This window comes from Rhodococcus sp. NPDC056960, from assembly GCF_042674125.1.
GTDB lineage: Bacteria > Actinomycetota > Actinomycetes > Mycobacteriales > Mycobacteriaceae > Rhodococcus_F.
Genome location: NZ_JBHURF010000014.1, coordinates 1 through 13977 on the forward strand (window position 1 = coordinate 1; position 13977 = coordinate 13977).

Annotated in this window: 18 protein-coding genes and 1 pseudogene; 15 read left to right on the forward strand and 4 right to left on the reverse strand. The window is 67.6% G+C overall.

Annotation, left to right across the window (positions count from 1 at the left end; genetic code table 11):
• Positions 1 to 476 (reverse strand): annotated as a pseudogene (locus tag ACFTWF_RS22400) (cyclase); the annotation flags it as partial.
• A 6-nt stretch (positions 477 to 482) separates the two neighbouring features.
• A complete protein-coding gene (locus ACFTWF_RS22405; protein ID WP_378463379.1) occupies positions 483 to 1112 on the reverse strand; it encodes a hypothetical protein in 630 nt (209 codons plus the stop codon).
• A 772-nt stretch (positions 1113 to 1884) separates the two neighbouring features.
• On the opposite strand from ACFTWF_RS22405, the gene ACFTWF_RS22410 reads away from it, so the two are divergent.
• The 5 genes from ACFTWF_RS22410 to ACFTWF_RS22430 all read left to right on the forward strand — a co-directional run bounded on the left by ACFTWF_RS22410 (position 1885) and on the right by ACFTWF_RS22430 (position 4350).
• Positions 1885 to 2361, forward strand: a complete 477-nt coding sequence (locus ACFTWF_RS22410; RefSeq protein WP_378463380.1) for a hypothetical protein — start codon at positions 1885 to 1887, stop codon at positions 2359 to 2361.
• Between the two features lie 101 nt (positions 2362 to 2462).
• Positions 2463 to 3113, forward strand: coding sequence for a PAS and ANTAR domain-containing protein (locus ACFTWF_RS22415; protein ID WP_378463381.1), 651 nt, complete (start codon positions 2463 to 2465; stop codon positions 3111 to 3113).
• Between the two features lie 182 nt (positions 3114 to 3295).
• A complete protein-coding gene (locus ACFTWF_RS22420; protein ID WP_378463382.1) occupies positions 3296 to 3475 on the forward strand; it encodes a YegP family protein in 180 nt (59 codons plus the stop codon).
• Between the two features lie 234 nt (positions 3476 to 3709).
• Positions 3710 to 3964, forward strand: a complete 255-nt coding sequence (locus tag ACFTWF_RS22425; RefSeq protein ID WP_378463383.1) for a hypothetical protein — start codon at positions 3710 to 3712, stop codon at positions 3962 to 3964.
• Positions 3965 to 3969: 5 nt separating this feature from the next.
• Positions 3970 to 4350: a hypothetical protein gene (locus ACFTWF_RS22430; protein WP_378463384.1), complete on the forward strand. Its 381-nt coding sequence runs from the start codon at positions 3970 to 3972 to the stop codon at positions 4348 to 4350.
• A 79-nt stretch (positions 4351 to 4429) separates the two neighbouring features.
• Here ACFTWF_RS22430 and ACFTWF_RS22435 read toward each other — a convergent pair whose 3' ends face one another.
• Positions 4430 to 4936 (reverse strand): N-formylglutamate amidohydrolase, encoded by a 507-nt coding sequence (locus ACFTWF_RS22435; RefSeq protein WP_378463385.1) that lies wholly within the window; start codon positions 4934 to 4936, stop codon positions 4430 to 4432.
• Positions 4937 to 5245: 309 nt separating this feature from the next.
• Here ACFTWF_RS22435 and ACFTWF_RS22440 point away from each other — a divergent pair, with 309 nt between their 5' ends.
• A complete protein-coding gene (locus tag ACFTWF_RS22440) occupies positions 5246 to 5461 on the forward strand; it encodes a hypothetical protein (RefSeq protein WP_378463386.1) in 216 nt (71 codons plus the stop codon).
• 905 nt (positions 5462 to 6366) lie between these two features.
• Here ACFTWF_RS22440 and ACFTWF_RS22445 read toward each other — a convergent pair.
• Complete coding sequence (locus tag ACFTWF_RS22445) at positions 6367 to 7419, reverse strand: YncE family protein (protein WP_378463604.1); 1053 nt, start codon at positions 7417 to 7419, stop codon at positions 6367 to 6369.
• A gap of 229 nt (positions 7420 to 7648) precedes the next feature.
• Between ACFTWF_RS22445 and ACFTWF_RS22450 the strand changes: the two genes are divergently transcribed.
• The 9 genes from ACFTWF_RS22450 to ACFTWF_RS22490 all read left to right on the forward strand — a co-directional run bounded on the left by ACFTWF_RS22450 (position 7649) and on the right by ACFTWF_RS22490 (position 13915).
• A complete protein-coding gene (locus ACFTWF_RS22450) occupies positions 7649 to 8155 on the forward strand; it encodes a Chromate resistance protein ChrB (protein WP_378463387.1) in 507 nt (168 codons plus the stop codon).
• Positions 8152 to 8583 carry a chromate resistance protein ChrB domain-containing protein gene (locus ACFTWF_RS22455; RefSeq protein WP_378463388.1) on the forward strand — a complete coding sequence of 144 codons (432 nt, stop codon included), beginning with the start codon at positions 8152 to 8154 and terminating at the stop codon, positions 8581 to 8583. The genes ACFTWF_RS22450 and ACFTWF_RS22455 overlap by 4 nt, the downstream gene beginning before the upstream one ends.
• A gap of 60 nt (positions 8584 to 8643) precedes the next feature.
• Positions 8644 to 10047, forward strand: coding sequence for a chromate efflux transporter (gene chrA, locus ACFTWF_RS22460; protein WP_378463389.1), 1404 nt, complete (start codon positions 8644 to 8646; stop codon positions 10045 to 10047).
• Positions 10048 to 10071: 24 nt separating this feature from the next.
• Positions 10072 to 10317, forward strand: a complete 246-nt coding sequence (locus tag ACFTWF_RS22465) for a hypothetical protein (protein WP_378463390.1) — start codon at positions 10072 to 10074, stop codon at positions 10315 to 10317.
• A 973-nt stretch (positions 10318 to 11290) separates the two neighbouring features.
• Complete coding sequence (locus ACFTWF_RS22470) at positions 11291 to 11764, forward strand: hypothetical protein (protein ID WP_378463391.1); 474 nt, start codon at positions 11291 to 11293, stop codon at positions 11762 to 11764.
• Between the two features lie 43 nt (positions 11765 to 11807).
• On the forward strand, positions 11808 to 12239 hold the full coding sequence (locus ACFTWF_RS22475; protein WP_378463392.1) for a hypothetical protein: 432 nt from the start codon (positions 11808 to 11810) through the stop codon (positions 12237 to 12239).
• A gap of 108 nt (positions 12240 to 12347) precedes the next feature.
• The gene (locus tag ACFTWF_RS22480; protein ID WP_378463393.1) at positions 12348 to 12605 is read left to right on the forward strand and encodes a hypothetical protein; all 258 of its coding nucleotides are present in this window, start codon (positions 12348 to 12350) and stop codon (positions 12603 to 12605) included.
• A 570-nt stretch (positions 12606 to 13175) separates the two neighbouring features.
• Positions 13176 to 13727 carry a DnaB-like helicase N-terminal domain-containing protein gene (locus ACFTWF_RS22485; RefSeq protein WP_378463394.1) on the forward strand — a complete coding sequence of 184 codons (552 nt, stop codon included), beginning with the start codon at positions 13176 to 13178 and terminating at the stop codon, positions 13725 to 13727.
• Positions 13724 to 13915 (forward strand): hypothetical protein, encoded by a 192-nt coding sequence (locus ACFTWF_RS22490; protein ID WP_378463395.1) that lies wholly within the window; start codon positions 13724 to 13726, stop codon positions 13913 to 13915. The genes ACFTWF_RS22485 and ACFTWF_RS22490 overlap by 4 nt, the downstream gene beginning before the upstream one ends.
• Positions 13916 to 13977: the final 62 nt, after the last annotated feature.

Genomic DNA, 13977 nt, shown 5'->3' on the forward strand with positions numbered 1-13977 from the left:
GGGAAGTCGGCGAACTGGGTCCATTGGTTGTAGGCCAGTTGGACCGGGACCCCGACATCGATCGTCTCGACGATGTTGGTGAGCTTGAGTTTCTTGCCCTTGCCACCACCGCCGCCGCCGGTGATCTTGTCCTTGAGGTCGGATGCCTTCTCCTTCACGGTGTCGGTCAGCCCGGACAGGGGCGACTTGCCGTCACCGTCGCCGTTTTCGTTCCCGTCCCCGTCCCCGTTGCCGTTGCCGTGGCCGTTGCCGGTGATCGCGGACAGCAGGGTGCCGCCGCCGCCCTCGGCGTAATCGTTGAGCCGACCCGTGGCGCCCTGCACCTTGTCGGAGACGGCGGAGACCGCCTTGTCGGTCACGGTGCCGAGCAGGCCCTGCGCCGCACTCTTCAGCGGGGACACCGACGCGGCCTTACCGGACGCCCCGGACACGTTCTTACGCAGCGTCTTCGCCGCACTGTCGAGATTCGCAGTCATCGCTGATCACTTCCGGGTCCGTCGTACGGGGGTGGAATCCGTGCTGGCCTTCGCACGCGTCCTGCGGACCCGGGCGAGCTCGTCGTCATCGTCGCCATTGTCATCGGTGGACGACCGGGACCGGCGGGGCCGGGACGTGCCACTACTCGAGGACCGGCGGCGCGGGGTGGGCCGCCGCCGGGCCCGGGGCTTGTCCTCCGTGTCCTCGTCCGACTCCTCGCCCTCATCCGGTTCCTCGACCTCCGCGTCCTCGTAGTAGTCTTCATCGTCTTCGGGTTCCTCGTCGCGGCGCCGTTTCGACTTCTTCCCGCCCGCGGTATCGGCGTGCCCGCCGAGCAGGCTTTCCCCGGACTCCAGTCGGGAATTGAGCGAGTCGATGCGCTGGCTGGCCGCGGTCACCGCGGCTGTCTTCGCCGCGTTCATCAGCTCGTGGCGGACCGTCTTGCCGAGCTTGGCGACCTCGGGGGATTCGGCGAGCAGCTTGCGGCCCTCGTTGAGAAGACCCAACGACCCGCCGGGGGATAATTGTCTGGTGGCCCCACCGGCGGCCAGCATCAACGCCAACTTCATCTTCTTCGTGCGGCCCAGCATGTATCCCGCACCCACGGCCAACGCCAGCTGAGATTTGGTGGTCATCGCCCAACCCCTTCGTCGAGTGAAAAGTGGTGCACCTCGGCGCCGGCGGCGGTCTGTGAGCGGATCCTGCCCGGTGGGGGCGCATTTCCGCCGACTACCCCAGCTCGGTGCTGCTCAATCGTCCACCGAACACATTCCCTACCCCTGCAGTCACCGAGCCAGAAGATGTCCACGACGTCGGCCGGGCTGACCTAACTCGGGTTGTCTGCTGTGGCCATCGCGGTGCGCCCTCGGCTACCCAGCCGTGCCCGGAGCTCCGTGCGCCAGCCGTGCCCGGCGCTCCGTGTGCCGCCCGGGCCCGGTCCGGATAGCGGCCCACCCGACACGAGGCAAGGTCAATCGATCAAAAAGCCGACGGAAGTGGATAATTCGGTTTCGAGCCTTCGCCTCGCCCCGCACCTCCGCCGGGTCCCGCGGGCCGGCGCCAACGTGACGGTCACCGGCTCGGCCGGAAACCGGCGTAGCCCGCCCGGATCGGGGTACCCGCACACTACGCTGCTCCGCGGCCCCGACACGGACCGTGGCAGCGAGTTCCGCTTAGGCCTTCGAACCCCTTAGCCGCGGCGGAGCGCCCCGCCGCGCACGGACCGAGGCCGAGTGTTCGCCCACCCCTCCTCGGCCGCGCGCGGTCCCCCCTCGGTGCCCCGTCAGGCGTGCCATCCCCTCGGGCTCACCGCAGTGGCTCATGCGGGCGGGTGTGCTTCCGGAGTGGCCGTTCGGACCGAGAACCAGATCATGCGCACACGCGTCATGATGAGGTGTGAGGATCTGGATGCTGGTCGATCTCGAGCCTGGATACGAGCGTCTGCAGGTAGGAGACCGACTCGACGCCACCACCCAGTGGTGCCGGCCGGACATGCTGCCGGCCGAGGTGGTGAGCTGGGATGTCCCCGTGCACGTCGAACGCGTCGCCACGAACGGTTCCGGTAAGGACGACTGGATAGCCCACAGCGAGGGGCACTTCTCCGCTCTGCTGGCGGACTGGAAAGAATCCGAGGGCCGCACCGCGATCTCCGGCTCTCTGATGTACGACAGATACCTGCACCTGTTTCACCCCGTGGTGCCGACGACGCGTGGCCGCATTCTTCGACGCGCCGTGATCACCCGGGAAGCGCACCGTACCCCGGCCCCGCATGGGGGCTATTCGGTGAACCCGTCCGGCCCGCCTGCGTTGACCGAGCGCGGCGCCGTTCCGCCGGGCAGGACCGTGACGTGGGACTGCGTCGAACTCGTCACGGAGGCCGAATAGTCCACGAGGACAGTGCTGCGGACACTGCGGTGAGGTGCGGCCCGGACGCAGCCGCCCGTCCCGTTGGCAACCGTCCGGTTACATGCGCTAAAAATTTGGGCATGGATTCAGAGCAGGTGTTCGGTGGCGGTGAGGTGCAGCGGGTGGGCAGCTTCCGGTTCTTCCTGGACGGGCAGCGGTGGGAGTGGTCCGACCCCGTCGCCCAGATGCACGGATACCGGCGGGGCGAGGTCACCCCCACCACCGAGTTGTTGCTCTCCCACAAGCATCCCGAGGATCATCCGCACGTGGCCCGGGTCCTGGACCGCACCATCAACGCCGCCGAACCGTTCAGCAGCAAACACCGCATCATCGACACCACCGGGAAGGTCCGGCAGGTCGTGGTGGTCGGAGACCGCATGGTCGACGACACCGGGCAGGTGATCGGCACCACCGGGTTCTACATCGACATCACCGACTCGTACCGCAGCGACGTCAAGGACTCGGTCGACGGCCAGGTGGCGGCACTGACCGAATCCCGGGCGGTGATCGAACAGGCCAAGGGTGCGCTGATGCTGGTCTACGGCATCCCCGCCGCCCGCGCCTTCGACGTCCTCACCTGGCGTTCCCAGGAAACCAACACCCGCCTGCGCACCCTCGCCGACCAGATCGTCGCCCGGTTCACCGACTCCAAACCCGACGCCGCCGGTCTGCGCAGCTGGTTCGATCACCTGCTGCTCACCGCCCACGACAGCGTCCGACGACCGGAGTAGCCGGCAGTTCCGCTGACAAGGGTCATACCTGAACTCGGACCGACCACAGGACTCTCCAGCGAGGCAGTGCGCGGATCGAGCGGAGGTGGTCGCCAATCGTGCGTTCCGCCGCCGGCGGCGGACTGACCGACTTACGGTAAGCAATGTCGGCGACCGCCGCACATTCATCCCGAGGAGGGGCGATGACCGCGAAGTTCGAGTTGTTCAAGGACACCGCCGGCCAGTTCCGGTTCCACCTGAAAGCCGCGAACGGCGAAATCATCGCCGCCAGTCAGGGTTACACCTCGAAGGCGGCGGCCCAGAACGGAATCGCCTCCATCAAGACCAATGCGGCAACCGCCCCCACCGAGGACCTGACCTGACCCAGTGCCAAACCCCCTGGTATCTCGGCAAACTCGCGTCAACCGATGTCGCCGTACCCCGCCTCTCGGGCTGTGACCGTGCACGCCGTCCGGGGATGATATCGGGTCCGTATGGTGCACCTAACGGCAAGAGATCCCGCTTCCGTGCGCGAGCCCGGACGAACAACACGAACACCGGTGTCGGGGCAGGATGATACTGCCCGTGCAGCCAGCCGAATCCGAAAGGCACACGAGATGACGACCACCTGGACACTCTGGACCGGCGCCCTGCTGGTCGTGATCGGATCGGTTGCCCTACTCCAACGCCGAGTTCTGATCGCCCGCGTGCTCTGGCTCCTCGCCACCCTCGCCTTCGTGGCCGCCGGAATCGGAGCGCTCGCCGCCGCGGTCATCTCGCTGCCGCTGCTGCTCGCCCTCGGGGTAGCGATCGCGGTGACCCTCGTCCTGGTCAAGGCGACCATCCCGACCCGGCAGAACACGACGAGGTGACATCGGTGAGCGAGTGGATTCTCTGGGGTCTGAACGTTGCCCTGCTGGTGTTCCCGATCGCACTGGCGGTACGGATCCTCCGGGGCCGGCGGATGCGGCGCCGGGAGTTCGAACGGGGGCTTAACCACCTCGCCGCGGGCGGACCGTATGTCACCTTCGACCGGAACCACGGACCCCTACAGGTACAGACCCAGGACGGGGCGATCCTCGGGAGCTGGCCTCTCCCCTGCGGCGGGGCCCGCGCGCTGCACGCCACCCAGGTCCTCGCCGACTACGGGTGGCACACCAGCGGGCAATTCATGATGATCGACACCGACACATTCCTCGCCGCGGTCACGCACCGCCCCCTGATCGACCACGAAGCCCGGCAGGTCGAGGAGTCGTAACCTCCGCAGCAGAACCGCCCCGGGGGAGCGCATCCGCGGGGCGCCGTACTGAGTGGACGGAAGTCGCAGACCGCCCGGGTCAGGCGGTCGCGACAATCCGGATCTCGGGGCCGTCGTCGACTATGGGCAGGCCGTAGTGCGGGCACACCACCAACTGCGGAGGCACCCGGATCGTCCGCCGGTCGGGGCCGAGGTAGAGCCGGTAGGCGAGCTGCCCGTCCTGGTGGCGACCGGTGTCCGGGTCGACGGCGCCGAGAAAGTAGCCCTGCGCGGCCTCGACGTCGGAGAAGATCGCCCGCGCCCACTCGTGCGGCTCGGCGATCGGAAGATACCGGCGCCCACCAGTGTGGGTGTCCACGACGTGCACCACCACCGTGACCACAAACCCGGCAGCAGCCGGACTCCACGGCCCGGCCGCGACCTCGAACGCCGTGAGAAACGTGTGAATTCGCAGGTCGATGTTCGTGCCGGTCCGCGCTGGCGCGACGACGAGGTGCGGCTGCGGCGAGGCACCGAGAGTGGTCAGTGACGGCAACGTCGGCGCCTGAGTGTGGTCGGTGCGGACTCTGCCCGATGGAGCGGACACCCGGCCAGGGTACTGGCGGTGCGACCGGAACCACACGCCTGGTCCCACCGCCTGGAGTGCGCCGGCCGGGGCAGTATGGACGCGGCAGCTGCATAGCCCGAGTGTGCCCGTGACCTGGGATCGACACCGGAAGGGTGCAGAACGATCCGATCGGAGCGGGCGGCGATCGCGGTCTTCACCCGGCACTCGGCACCGGGTGTCGCGATGCGTTAGCGTGTCGGCACAGATGGGGGGGAGCTCATGTTCGCTTGGTTTCGTCGGCCTCGCCGACCCGCACCATCGCACTCTTCTGCAGAGCACGAGGAGCGGTTGATCGACGAAGCGCTGGTGGCGGCGCTGACCGGTGACCAGCGCGAGCAGTACATCGAGGCCCTGCTCGAGCGGGCCGAGGTCATGAGGGAATTCACCGTCGACGGCGTTCGACCCTGCTCACGCAGCATCACCCCGCTCGGTGAGCTGGTTCGCTCCCCTGAGGAGATTCGAGAAGAGACCGCATCGCTACGCAGGCAACTGAATTCGCGATAGGCGCCGGTACGGCGCGAGGTACGCAAGGACACTCACGACAACGGGATGGTGGGATCGTCCGTCGCCGGTGGGAGACAACATCGCGGCGGACACCGGCCCGGGCTTGTGGTGCTGATTCAAGAGAAGCAGGCCGCCACACCTGCCAATCTGCGGAACCCCGCAGATCAGGACCGTGACGAATCATCGGTCTGGGCAGTGAGTGGCGACCTGTTGCTCGTCGCGACCGTCACAGTAGATCGGGACACCGACAGAAACGATCAGGACTGCGCCGGAACGAGGAACTTCACCGCCACGCCGAAGGCATATTTCCCCGGGGAATCGATCGTCGACTCGATGAGCGCATGCCCGTCCTCATCGACACTGAGGATCACAAATTTCGAGAACCCTCGAGGGTGAAGCATCACGATGTCCCTGGGGCCACGAGCCATCCTCCATGCACTGATCCGCCGAAGACGCAGGTCAACGGCGGTGAAGAGTATATGCCCCGGTCGGCTTCCCTCCGGACCGGGGCACTTCGAGGCTACCACGCGTATCGAACAGGTGTGCGAAGATTGCGGAGTGCGGTACTCGGAATCGGCACCCGATCTCTGCCCCAACATTATGTATCCCCGCACGGCCGGTGTCAGTGCTTGTCAGCGCAAGGCCTGTCGAGACTTGTTCTGACAGTTATGCACCCGGCTGTCAGTGGTTGCCGTAGCGTCCGAGCGCAGGCCCGACCAGCCGATGTACAGCGTGGCGTCCTCAGGCCTCGAGCGAGCCCGCATACTTGAGCGCATGTCGACCTTGTTCGGCGACAGCGAATTCGTCGTCACCGTCGTGATGGTCGTGCTGATCGTGGCGCTCGCGGCCACCGCGGTGTGGTTGATTTTCCGCTGACTTCTTCCCGCGGAGGCGCGGCGACGAGCTCAGTTCTGGGGTGCTCGTTCGAGGAGGGCGGGATGCCCGCCCGCGCCGGTGGGCACGGGAAAATAGCTGTGGTGGGTGCCGGGGTCGACCGCGACGACGTGCGCGTCGTCGGCAAGGTGCCCGGATCCGGCGAGGGTGAGGCGCCCGCCGCGCTGGTCGAAGATGGTGGCGGTGCCGGATTCGGCGGCGACGTACAACCGGGAGGCGCCGGGATCGTAGGCGAGGACATCAGGCTGGTCGCCGACCGCGGCGGTGCCGGTGGGCTGCCAGGTGGTCAGGTCGACGGTGATCAGGGTGGCGTTGCCGTCGCAGCCGACGAACGCGACCCGGGCGGCGGGGTCGAGGGCGAGGCCGTGGTCGTGCTCGCAGCCGGGCAGCGGCAGTCGCCGGGTGACGGTCAGGGTGTGCGGGTCGATGGCGGCGAGATCGCCTTTGCCCTGCACGGCCACCAGCATCTGGTCGGCGACCGGGTCGTAGGCGACGTTGCCGACCTCGCCGCCGAGGTCGACGGTGCCGCGCACCGCGGCGGTGCCGGCATCGAGGACGGTTTCCGTGCCGCCGGATTCGTTGGTGGTCCACACCGCGCCGCGAATCGGGTCGTAGGCGATCCCGTCCGGATACCGCCCGGTCGGGCCCGTCGCGAGGACGGCGCCGATGTCCTCGTCGAGGACGACCAGCCGGTTGTCCCCGGTCGCGGTCGCGTAGACCCGGCGCAGCTCCGGGACGACGAGCACCCCGTGCACCTGGGCGATGTCCGGGATGGTCCGCAGCACCTGCCGGGTGTGCAGATCGACCTCGAGGACCTCACTGGCGCCGAGGTGCGCGAGGAACAACAGACCCCGCCCGGTGTCGATACTGGCGTAGTCGAAACGGGACCCGTTGCCCGGCAACGCGATTTCCCCCACCGGATCCAGCGGCAACGGCGGCCCGCTCTCGACCGGCGTTGCCCGGGAGCACCCGGCGACCAGCGCGGCGGTCAGAATGCCCGCGAGCAGCGCCCGCGCTGCCGCGCCTCCACTCGCCGGAGTCCTCGTGGACCTGCTGCGCACCATCTCACTGCGAGCACGGTGGTCGGCTTCCGGGTGTCGCGTCGGTGGTCGAGACCACGACTTGAGCAGCCGAGTCCGAGGCATCGATGCACCTTCTTCTGATCTCGGCAGAGGTGTTCCGGCGATCCGCATCCACCGTAACCACGGTTTCAAACCTGTGTCCAGGCGGTGCGCCCCGACGGGACGGGCACCCGGGTGGACAGCATATTGCAACCGTGGTTACATCCTGTGTGTGGACCGAGCACCGATACCCGAGCAGCGGCGGGACGAGTGGGTGATGCTGGCGTATCGCATCCCCCGCGAACCGTCGACCCCGCGGATCGCGGTGTGGCGCACCCTCCGCAAATACGGGGCGTTTCAGCTCGCCGACGGGGTGGTGGTGCTGCCTGCCTCCCCACGGACCCGGGAGCAGTTCGAGTGGCTGGCCGAGGAGATCGTCGAGGCACACGGGCAGGCGGAGGTGTGGACCGCGTCCCCGACCACCACGGCTCAGCAGGAGCGGATGCAGGCGAAAATGTGCGCGGACCGCGCCGCCGAGTATCAGGACCTCACCGGCGCCGCCGGCGCCGCGCTCGCCCTGACCGACGCTCCGGTCCGCGGCAAGAAACTCGCCCAGCTGCGGCGCCGGCTGCGGGAGATCGACAAACGCACCTTCTACCCCGTACTGCAGCGCGACGCGGCCGAGGCGGCACTGAAAGAGTTGGCGGACCACCCCGCAGTGGTGGAGGTGCCGCGGTGAGGTGGGCGACCCGCGCCGGCATCCACATCGACCGCGCCGCCTGCGCCTGGCTGATCCGCCGCAACATCGACCCGGACGCCGAATTCCTCTGGGTCACCGACCCCGCGGACGTGCCGGGCGACGCGACCGCGTTCGACATGCGCGGCGCCGAGCTGTCCCACCATCACGGGGACTGCAGCTTCGAGACGATCCTGCGCCGCTACGACCTCACCGACCCGGTGCTGTGGGTGCTCGCCGAGATCGTCCACGAAGCCGACATCGACGACGGCCGCTACGACGCCCCCGAAGCCCCGGGCCTGGACACCGTGCTGCGCGGGTTGTCCCTGACCGGCACCGACGATCAGACCCTGGCGGTGGCGACCCGGATCTTCGACGGCCTCTACGAATTCCACCGCCAGCGCGTGCTGTCCGGCCGCGAACCCTCCTGACCTACCCCGGCGAGCATTTTGCCTGCCGTGGCACGCTTTTCATTCGTTCGAGAGGCCGACGTGAGCAGACACGACCCCACCACCGACACCACCGCCACCGCCACTGCGTCCCGGCGGCGGGACCTGATCCCACTGCGGGAGGCGACCCGGGCGTGGTTTCTGATCTCGCTGCAGACCTTCGGCGGCCCGGCCGGGCAGATCGCGGTCATGCAACGCACCCTCGTCGACGAGAAACGGTGGATCGGGCAGCAACGGTTTCTGCACGCGCTGAACTACTGCATGCTGCTGCCCGGCCCCGAGGCCCAGCAATTGGCGATCTACACCGGCTGGTTGCTCAACGGCACCCTCGGCGGCCTGATTGCCGGGGTGCTGTTCGTGCTGCCCGGCATGCTCGCGATGCTCGGGTTGGCCGCGATCTACGTCGCCTTCGGCACCACCACGATCGTGCTCGCCGTCTTCGCCGGCATCGCCCCTGCGGTGCTCGCCGTGGTGATCCAGGCCGTCACCCGCGTCGCGAAGCGGGCCCTGACCCGTCCGGCGCACTGGGCGATCGCCGTCGCCGCGTTCGGCGCCCTGGCCCTGTTCGGGATCCCGTTCCCGATCGTCATCGCCGCCGCCGGACTGGCCGGCTGGGCCGTCGGCCGCCGCGGCGGACACGCGAACCCCGATCGCCCCGCCACCACCGACGAGAAGACTCCTCCGCTCATCGCCGACGACGCCCTGCACGCCGACGCCCCCAGCATCCGGCGCGCGATCCTGGTCCTCGGTGCCGGGCTGCTCGCCTGGGCGGTCCCGATGGTGGCCGTGGTGGTGTTCACCGGCCGCGGCAGCGTCGTCACCGAGCAGGGGATGTTCTTCTCCGGCACCGCGCTGGTCACCTTCGGCGGCGCCTACGCCGTCCTCGCCTACGTGGCACAGAAGGCGGTGGAAACCTACGGCTGGCTCACCCCCGGCGAGATGGTCCGCGGACTCGGCCTGGCCGAGACCACCCCGGGCCCGCTGATCATGGTGGTGCAGTTCGTCGCCTTCCTCGGCGCCTACCGCCACCCCGGCGACCTCGACCCCTGGGCCGCGGCCACCCTGGGGGCGCTGCTGACCACCTGGGTGACGTTCGTGCCGTGCTTCGTGTTCATCTTCCTCGGCGCCCCCTACGTCGAACGACTCCGCCACAACCACCACCTGACCGCGGCGCTGTCCGGGATCACCGCCTCCGTCGTCGGGGTGATCGCGAACCTGGCCCTGTACTTCGCCGTCCACACCCTCTTCGCCGACGCCACCCTCCTCCATTGGGGGCCGTTCCACCTGCTCATCCCGGAACCGGGCAGCTTCCGGCCGCTCGCCCTCGTTATCGGGATCCTCGCCGGACTGATGATCTACCGGCTGGGCTGGTCGGTGCTGCGCACCCTCGGGGTGTGCGCCCTGCTCGGGCTCGCCGCCGGACTGGCCGGCCTCCCCGTCACCTGAACCCGTTCGACCGAAAGGATTGCGATGGTTACCTTCTCACCGGCCACTGTGCTGCTCGCCGACAGCCACCTCACCGCACCGGAGGAGGGCGAGTTCCCGCTGTTCGTGGTGCTCGCGCTCCTCGCCGTCATCGCGGTCATGGCCCTCGCCGCCGCGCGTCGTTCCACCGACGGGGGCACCCCCGGCCGCTACCGGTCGAACCGACACCAGACCGCACAGCGACCTCACCGGGAACCACTTGGCCACCCACTCGACCGAATCGACACCTGACCATCCAAGCCCGTGAACTGCCCCACCGTCCCTGACACGAGACGGTGGGGAGAACGTGCACCGTGACCGTCGTCGATTCATCACAACTGCAGACCTCCAACGGCGTCCACAAGCGCTGACACCAAGCAGGCCTCTGATCGGCACTGACGAGCGTGAAGGGTAGATAACCAGCGATCATCCGCTGGGGCCCGATCAGTGCTTGGTGGGATGGGAAGTCTGCGGGTGCCCGGCCGCGGCAGTCGAGAATGGGGGCCATCGCACGTACTTCTGCCGTTCCTGTGGGCACACGGTGCGGATCCCGCCCTGTTCCGGTGCGCAGCCCCAGGCGGATCGCTGGTTCACCCCTCCCAAACCCGCCTGATCGGTCAACCGTGGCCCGGCGATCGCCTGTCGGAGGCGATCCGTAGACTCTGTGGCTGTTCTGGGCGCATCCCCCCAATTTTGTTCCCAGAACACCCCCCAGTGCCCCCGGCGTCCCCCCATGCCGGGGGCACGACCATGTGCGCAGCAGGCGAGAAGATCGCGGGAAACGGCTGCGTCGCGGCCACAGTGACTGATACCCCCCGGACGCGTACCCCCCGGACGCGAAACCACACCCACAGGCGCGACCGACCACATCGGACGATCCGGGTTCCGATGTTCCCGCCTGCGGCGGGGACCGGGCCACCTGCGGCGTCCCCCGATCGGTGCTCCGCTGCGCTCCGCCCTGAAAGAGAGAACATCGTTCTTTTGACCTGCTGGCCTGGGCGATCCTGATCGACGGCGGCAGGGGAACAACCCCTGGCGACGCGAGCGCCGGCACAAGGCTCCGAGAACTTTCTCTCCCGCACTCGCTTCGCTCGCAGAGAAACTTCTCGGCCCAGGGGTTGCACCCCGGCCTGATACCGCCGATCCGACTCTCCCTTGCCAGCAGGGCAAAAAGAACGATCGGGGCGCGCGAGTGGTCCGATCCCGCACGAAAGGTCACTGACACATGGGCTCATCGTCATCCGCCATCCCTCCCTTCGCCGAGGAGTCCGAGCTGCTCGACTATCGGGGCTACGGCACCTTCGAGGAGAACTACGCCGGCGAGCTGATCCGACTGGCCGCGGTCGGCGTCGCCGATGCCGAGGTGACCTCGACCGGAGGCAACTGCTACGCCCTCACCGGCGGGTTGTATGCACCAGACGGCCGGTCGATCTACCTCCTCGCCACCACCAACGGCGACCCCGCGCTGACCACTGACACGCCGATCACGCTCTGGACTGTCGGCCTGTACGACACCGAAGGCGACTCGGTCGCCCTGGCCATGGGCGAGGCCAGCGTCGACGCACTCGGCGACTCCTCCGACGCCCTCGGCTGCGCGGTCACCCGCGCTCGCACGGCACTGCACCAGTACGCCGGTGGTGCGCCGAACGGGAAGACCGCGCTCATCGGAGACCGGGGCCTGACCTGGATTCCCGAATAACCACTCCCCCAACACATCCACCACCGAAGGAGAACGAACAACAATGTCGAAGAACGAATTTCAGACCGGCGACAAGGTCATCATCGACCCCCTGTTCGCGACCAAGGACATGAAGAACCGCGTTTTCGAGGTGAAACGCCGATTGAAGGTGAACTACGAACTCACACCCCTCGACGGAATCGGCCACGGAGTGCGGGCGCAGCCGGAGGTACTGATTCCCGCCCCCGAGGAACTGTTGGCGAAGCCGATCATCGCGGTCGCACCCCTGTCCATTGGCAATACGGTGCGGGTCAAGCGGGCCCGGAACATCGATCCGACCACACTGTTCGTGGTCCTCTCGAACGGCAGCAAGGTGAAGATCACCGAGCTGGGCGGCGACGACGGCAGGTACTGGACTGTGCCGCGGTCCGTGCTCGAGAAGGTGACGATCGACCTCACCGCAGCCGCTTCCAGCGTCCAAGTGATCGACGTCTGACGCACGGTCGTCACCCGAACCCAACCGCCGATCCGCCGGACACGAGCACACCGGGCAGCAGCTATCTGCCCGGTGTGCTCGCCCGAACCGTACAGGGAGCTACTCATCATGACCGATCCCAGACACCCACTCCCCCAACTGGACCTCTTCACCTCCTGCGCCATCCACGCCTGCGAAATCCCGGTCGCCGAACCCGGAGACGTGTGCACCGGATGCCTGAACGCCTTCGGGCACCTGCTGCAACCCCGGCCCACCACACTGCGCCCGCCACGTCAGCTCGCGCCCGGGCACTCCGCCGACGGCTCACAACGGCCGACCCCAGACGCCCATGCCGGCGCCGTCGAGCAGAGGGCGAATCAGCGGTGACTTTGTGAGCGGGACCGAACCTGCAAGGTGCGGGGCCGCTGGGAATGCCGAGTGCGCAGGCAGGGATAGCCGAGCCGGGCGACCGGACGTATGCCGTACCGGACGGAACTACAGGAATTCGCGAATAGCAGAATGCGGTGCCGGCCGTGGGGCCCCCGTCCGAGGTGGCGAAGTTGCATTCTTTGCCCATTCTGGAATTGCTGATTTCATGCCTGGAAATACGTCAAAAAATGCACATCCTTAATGCGTATGGGAATCGAAGTATATTCGGGGACTGTTACCGGTGAATCGGGCCTCTGAATAAGGGTGTTCGTAAAGCGTGAGGAGTCCGCGCACCTCGCATCCTCGCGGTGCAATGCCTGTTGATGGCGTGCGTTACGGTTAGTTTCGTGGGCGGAGGGGGCGTCGAATAAATGGCAGAGAAATGTCTGAGAAACCGGCTTGAATATGTCGAAATATCCGCCATTTCGACTACAATAAGAATGGTATAAATCGAATGGAATCGGAGGGTTGGTTATGCGGTCTGAAGCCTCGCTGCCGCCCGTGTCGCCGAGAAAGGATCGAACCCGTATGACCGCCGACCTCGCGCTCGTCCAGGACGAGACCGTCGCCGACGTCGACCAGATCCAGGTCGGGGACATCGACACCAACACCCACGCCGACGTCGAATCGCTCTGCCTGTGCGCTCTCCTGTGGGCGCCCACCGAGGCGGCGGCCCGCGCCGTCGCCGCCCTCGAGACCGCAGATTTCGAGCGCCCCATCCACCGTGAACTGTTCACCGTCATCGCCCGACTCGTGCGCGCCGGAAAGCCTCACGGCGCCGCGATGGTCGCCGCCGAACTCGAACGCACCGGCCACCTCGCCGGCCACCACGGCGCCGAACGGTCCCGCTACCTGGCGAACATCACCACCCGCGGCGCCGACCACATCGCCCTCGACCACTACACCCGCACCGTCGTCAGCCAGGCGTACCGGCGCAGTTTCCGCGCCGCCGCCCAGTCCCTCGCCCAGGCCGCCGAACAGCTACCCGAGGACCAACTCTTCGAGCACATGGTCACTCTCGGCCGCCGGCAACGAGCCGCCACCCACCGTCTCCACCACCTCCGAGGAGAAGACCAGTGACCCTCCACGTCAACGACATCCACACCGACGACGAACGCGACGCCTGGCGACTCCACGAAGACGGACACAGCTGGACGCAGGTCGCGAGAGAGCTTGGATGCACCGAAGGCGCGGCCCGCGCCCTGGCCGCCTCCTACCGACAGCGCACCGACGCGGCCGCGAACGAGAATCAGGAAGCCTTGTTCTGATTCGGTCGAGGAAACCCGATGCAGCGTTGTTCTCACCGGCGTCGTGATCACCAAGCTGATGC

Excerpts from the sequence above, each read along its gene's own strand:
- ACFTWF_RS22445 (WP_378463604.1), bottom strand. The coding sequence starts at position 7,419 with ATGGTGCGCAGCAGGTCCACGAGGACTCCGGCGAGTGGAGGCGCGGCA.
- ACFTWF_RS22470 (WP_378463391.1), top strand. The coding sequence starts at position 11,291 with ATGGGCTCATCGTCATCCGCCATCCCTCCCTTCGCCGAGGAGTCCGAG.
- ACFTWF_RS22415 (WP_378463381.1), top strand. The coding sequence starts at position 2,463 with ATGGATTCAGAGCAGGTGTTCGGTGGCGGTGAGGTGCAGCGGGTGGGC.
- ACFTWF_RS22410 (WP_378463380.1), top strand. The coding sequence starts at position 1,885 with ATGCTGGTCGATCTCGAGCCTGGATACGAGCGTCTGCAGGTAGGAGAC.
- ACFTWF_RS22475 (WP_378463392.1), top strand. The coding sequence starts at position 11,808 with ATGTCGAAGAACGAATTTCAGACCGGCGACAAGGTCATCATCGACCCC.
- ACFTWF_RS22485 (WP_378463394.1), top strand. The coding sequence starts at position 13,176 with ATGACCGCCGACCTCGCGCTCGTCCAGGACGAGACCGTCGCCGACGTC.
- ACFTWF_RS22420 (WP_378463382.1), top strand. The coding sequence starts at position 3,296 with ATGACCGCGAAGTTCGAGTTGTTCAAGGACACCGCCGGCCAGTTCCGG.
- ACFTWF_RS22425 (WP_378463383.1), top strand. The coding sequence starts at position 3,710 with ATGACGACCACCTGGACACTCTGGACCGGCGCCCTGCTGGTCGTGATC.
- ACFTWF_RS22480 (WP_378463393.1), top strand. The coding sequence starts at position 12,348 with ATGACCGATCCCAGACACCCACTCCCCCAACTGGACCTCTTCACCTCC.
- ACFTWF_RS22405 (WP_378463379.1), bottom strand. The coding sequence starts at position 1,112 with ATGACCACCAAATCTCAGCTGGCGTTGGCCGTGGGTGCGGGATACATG.
- ACFTWF_RS22465 (WP_378463390.1), top strand. The coding sequence starts at position 10,072 with ATGGTTACCTTCTCACCGGCCACTGTGCTGCTCGCCGACAGCCACCTC.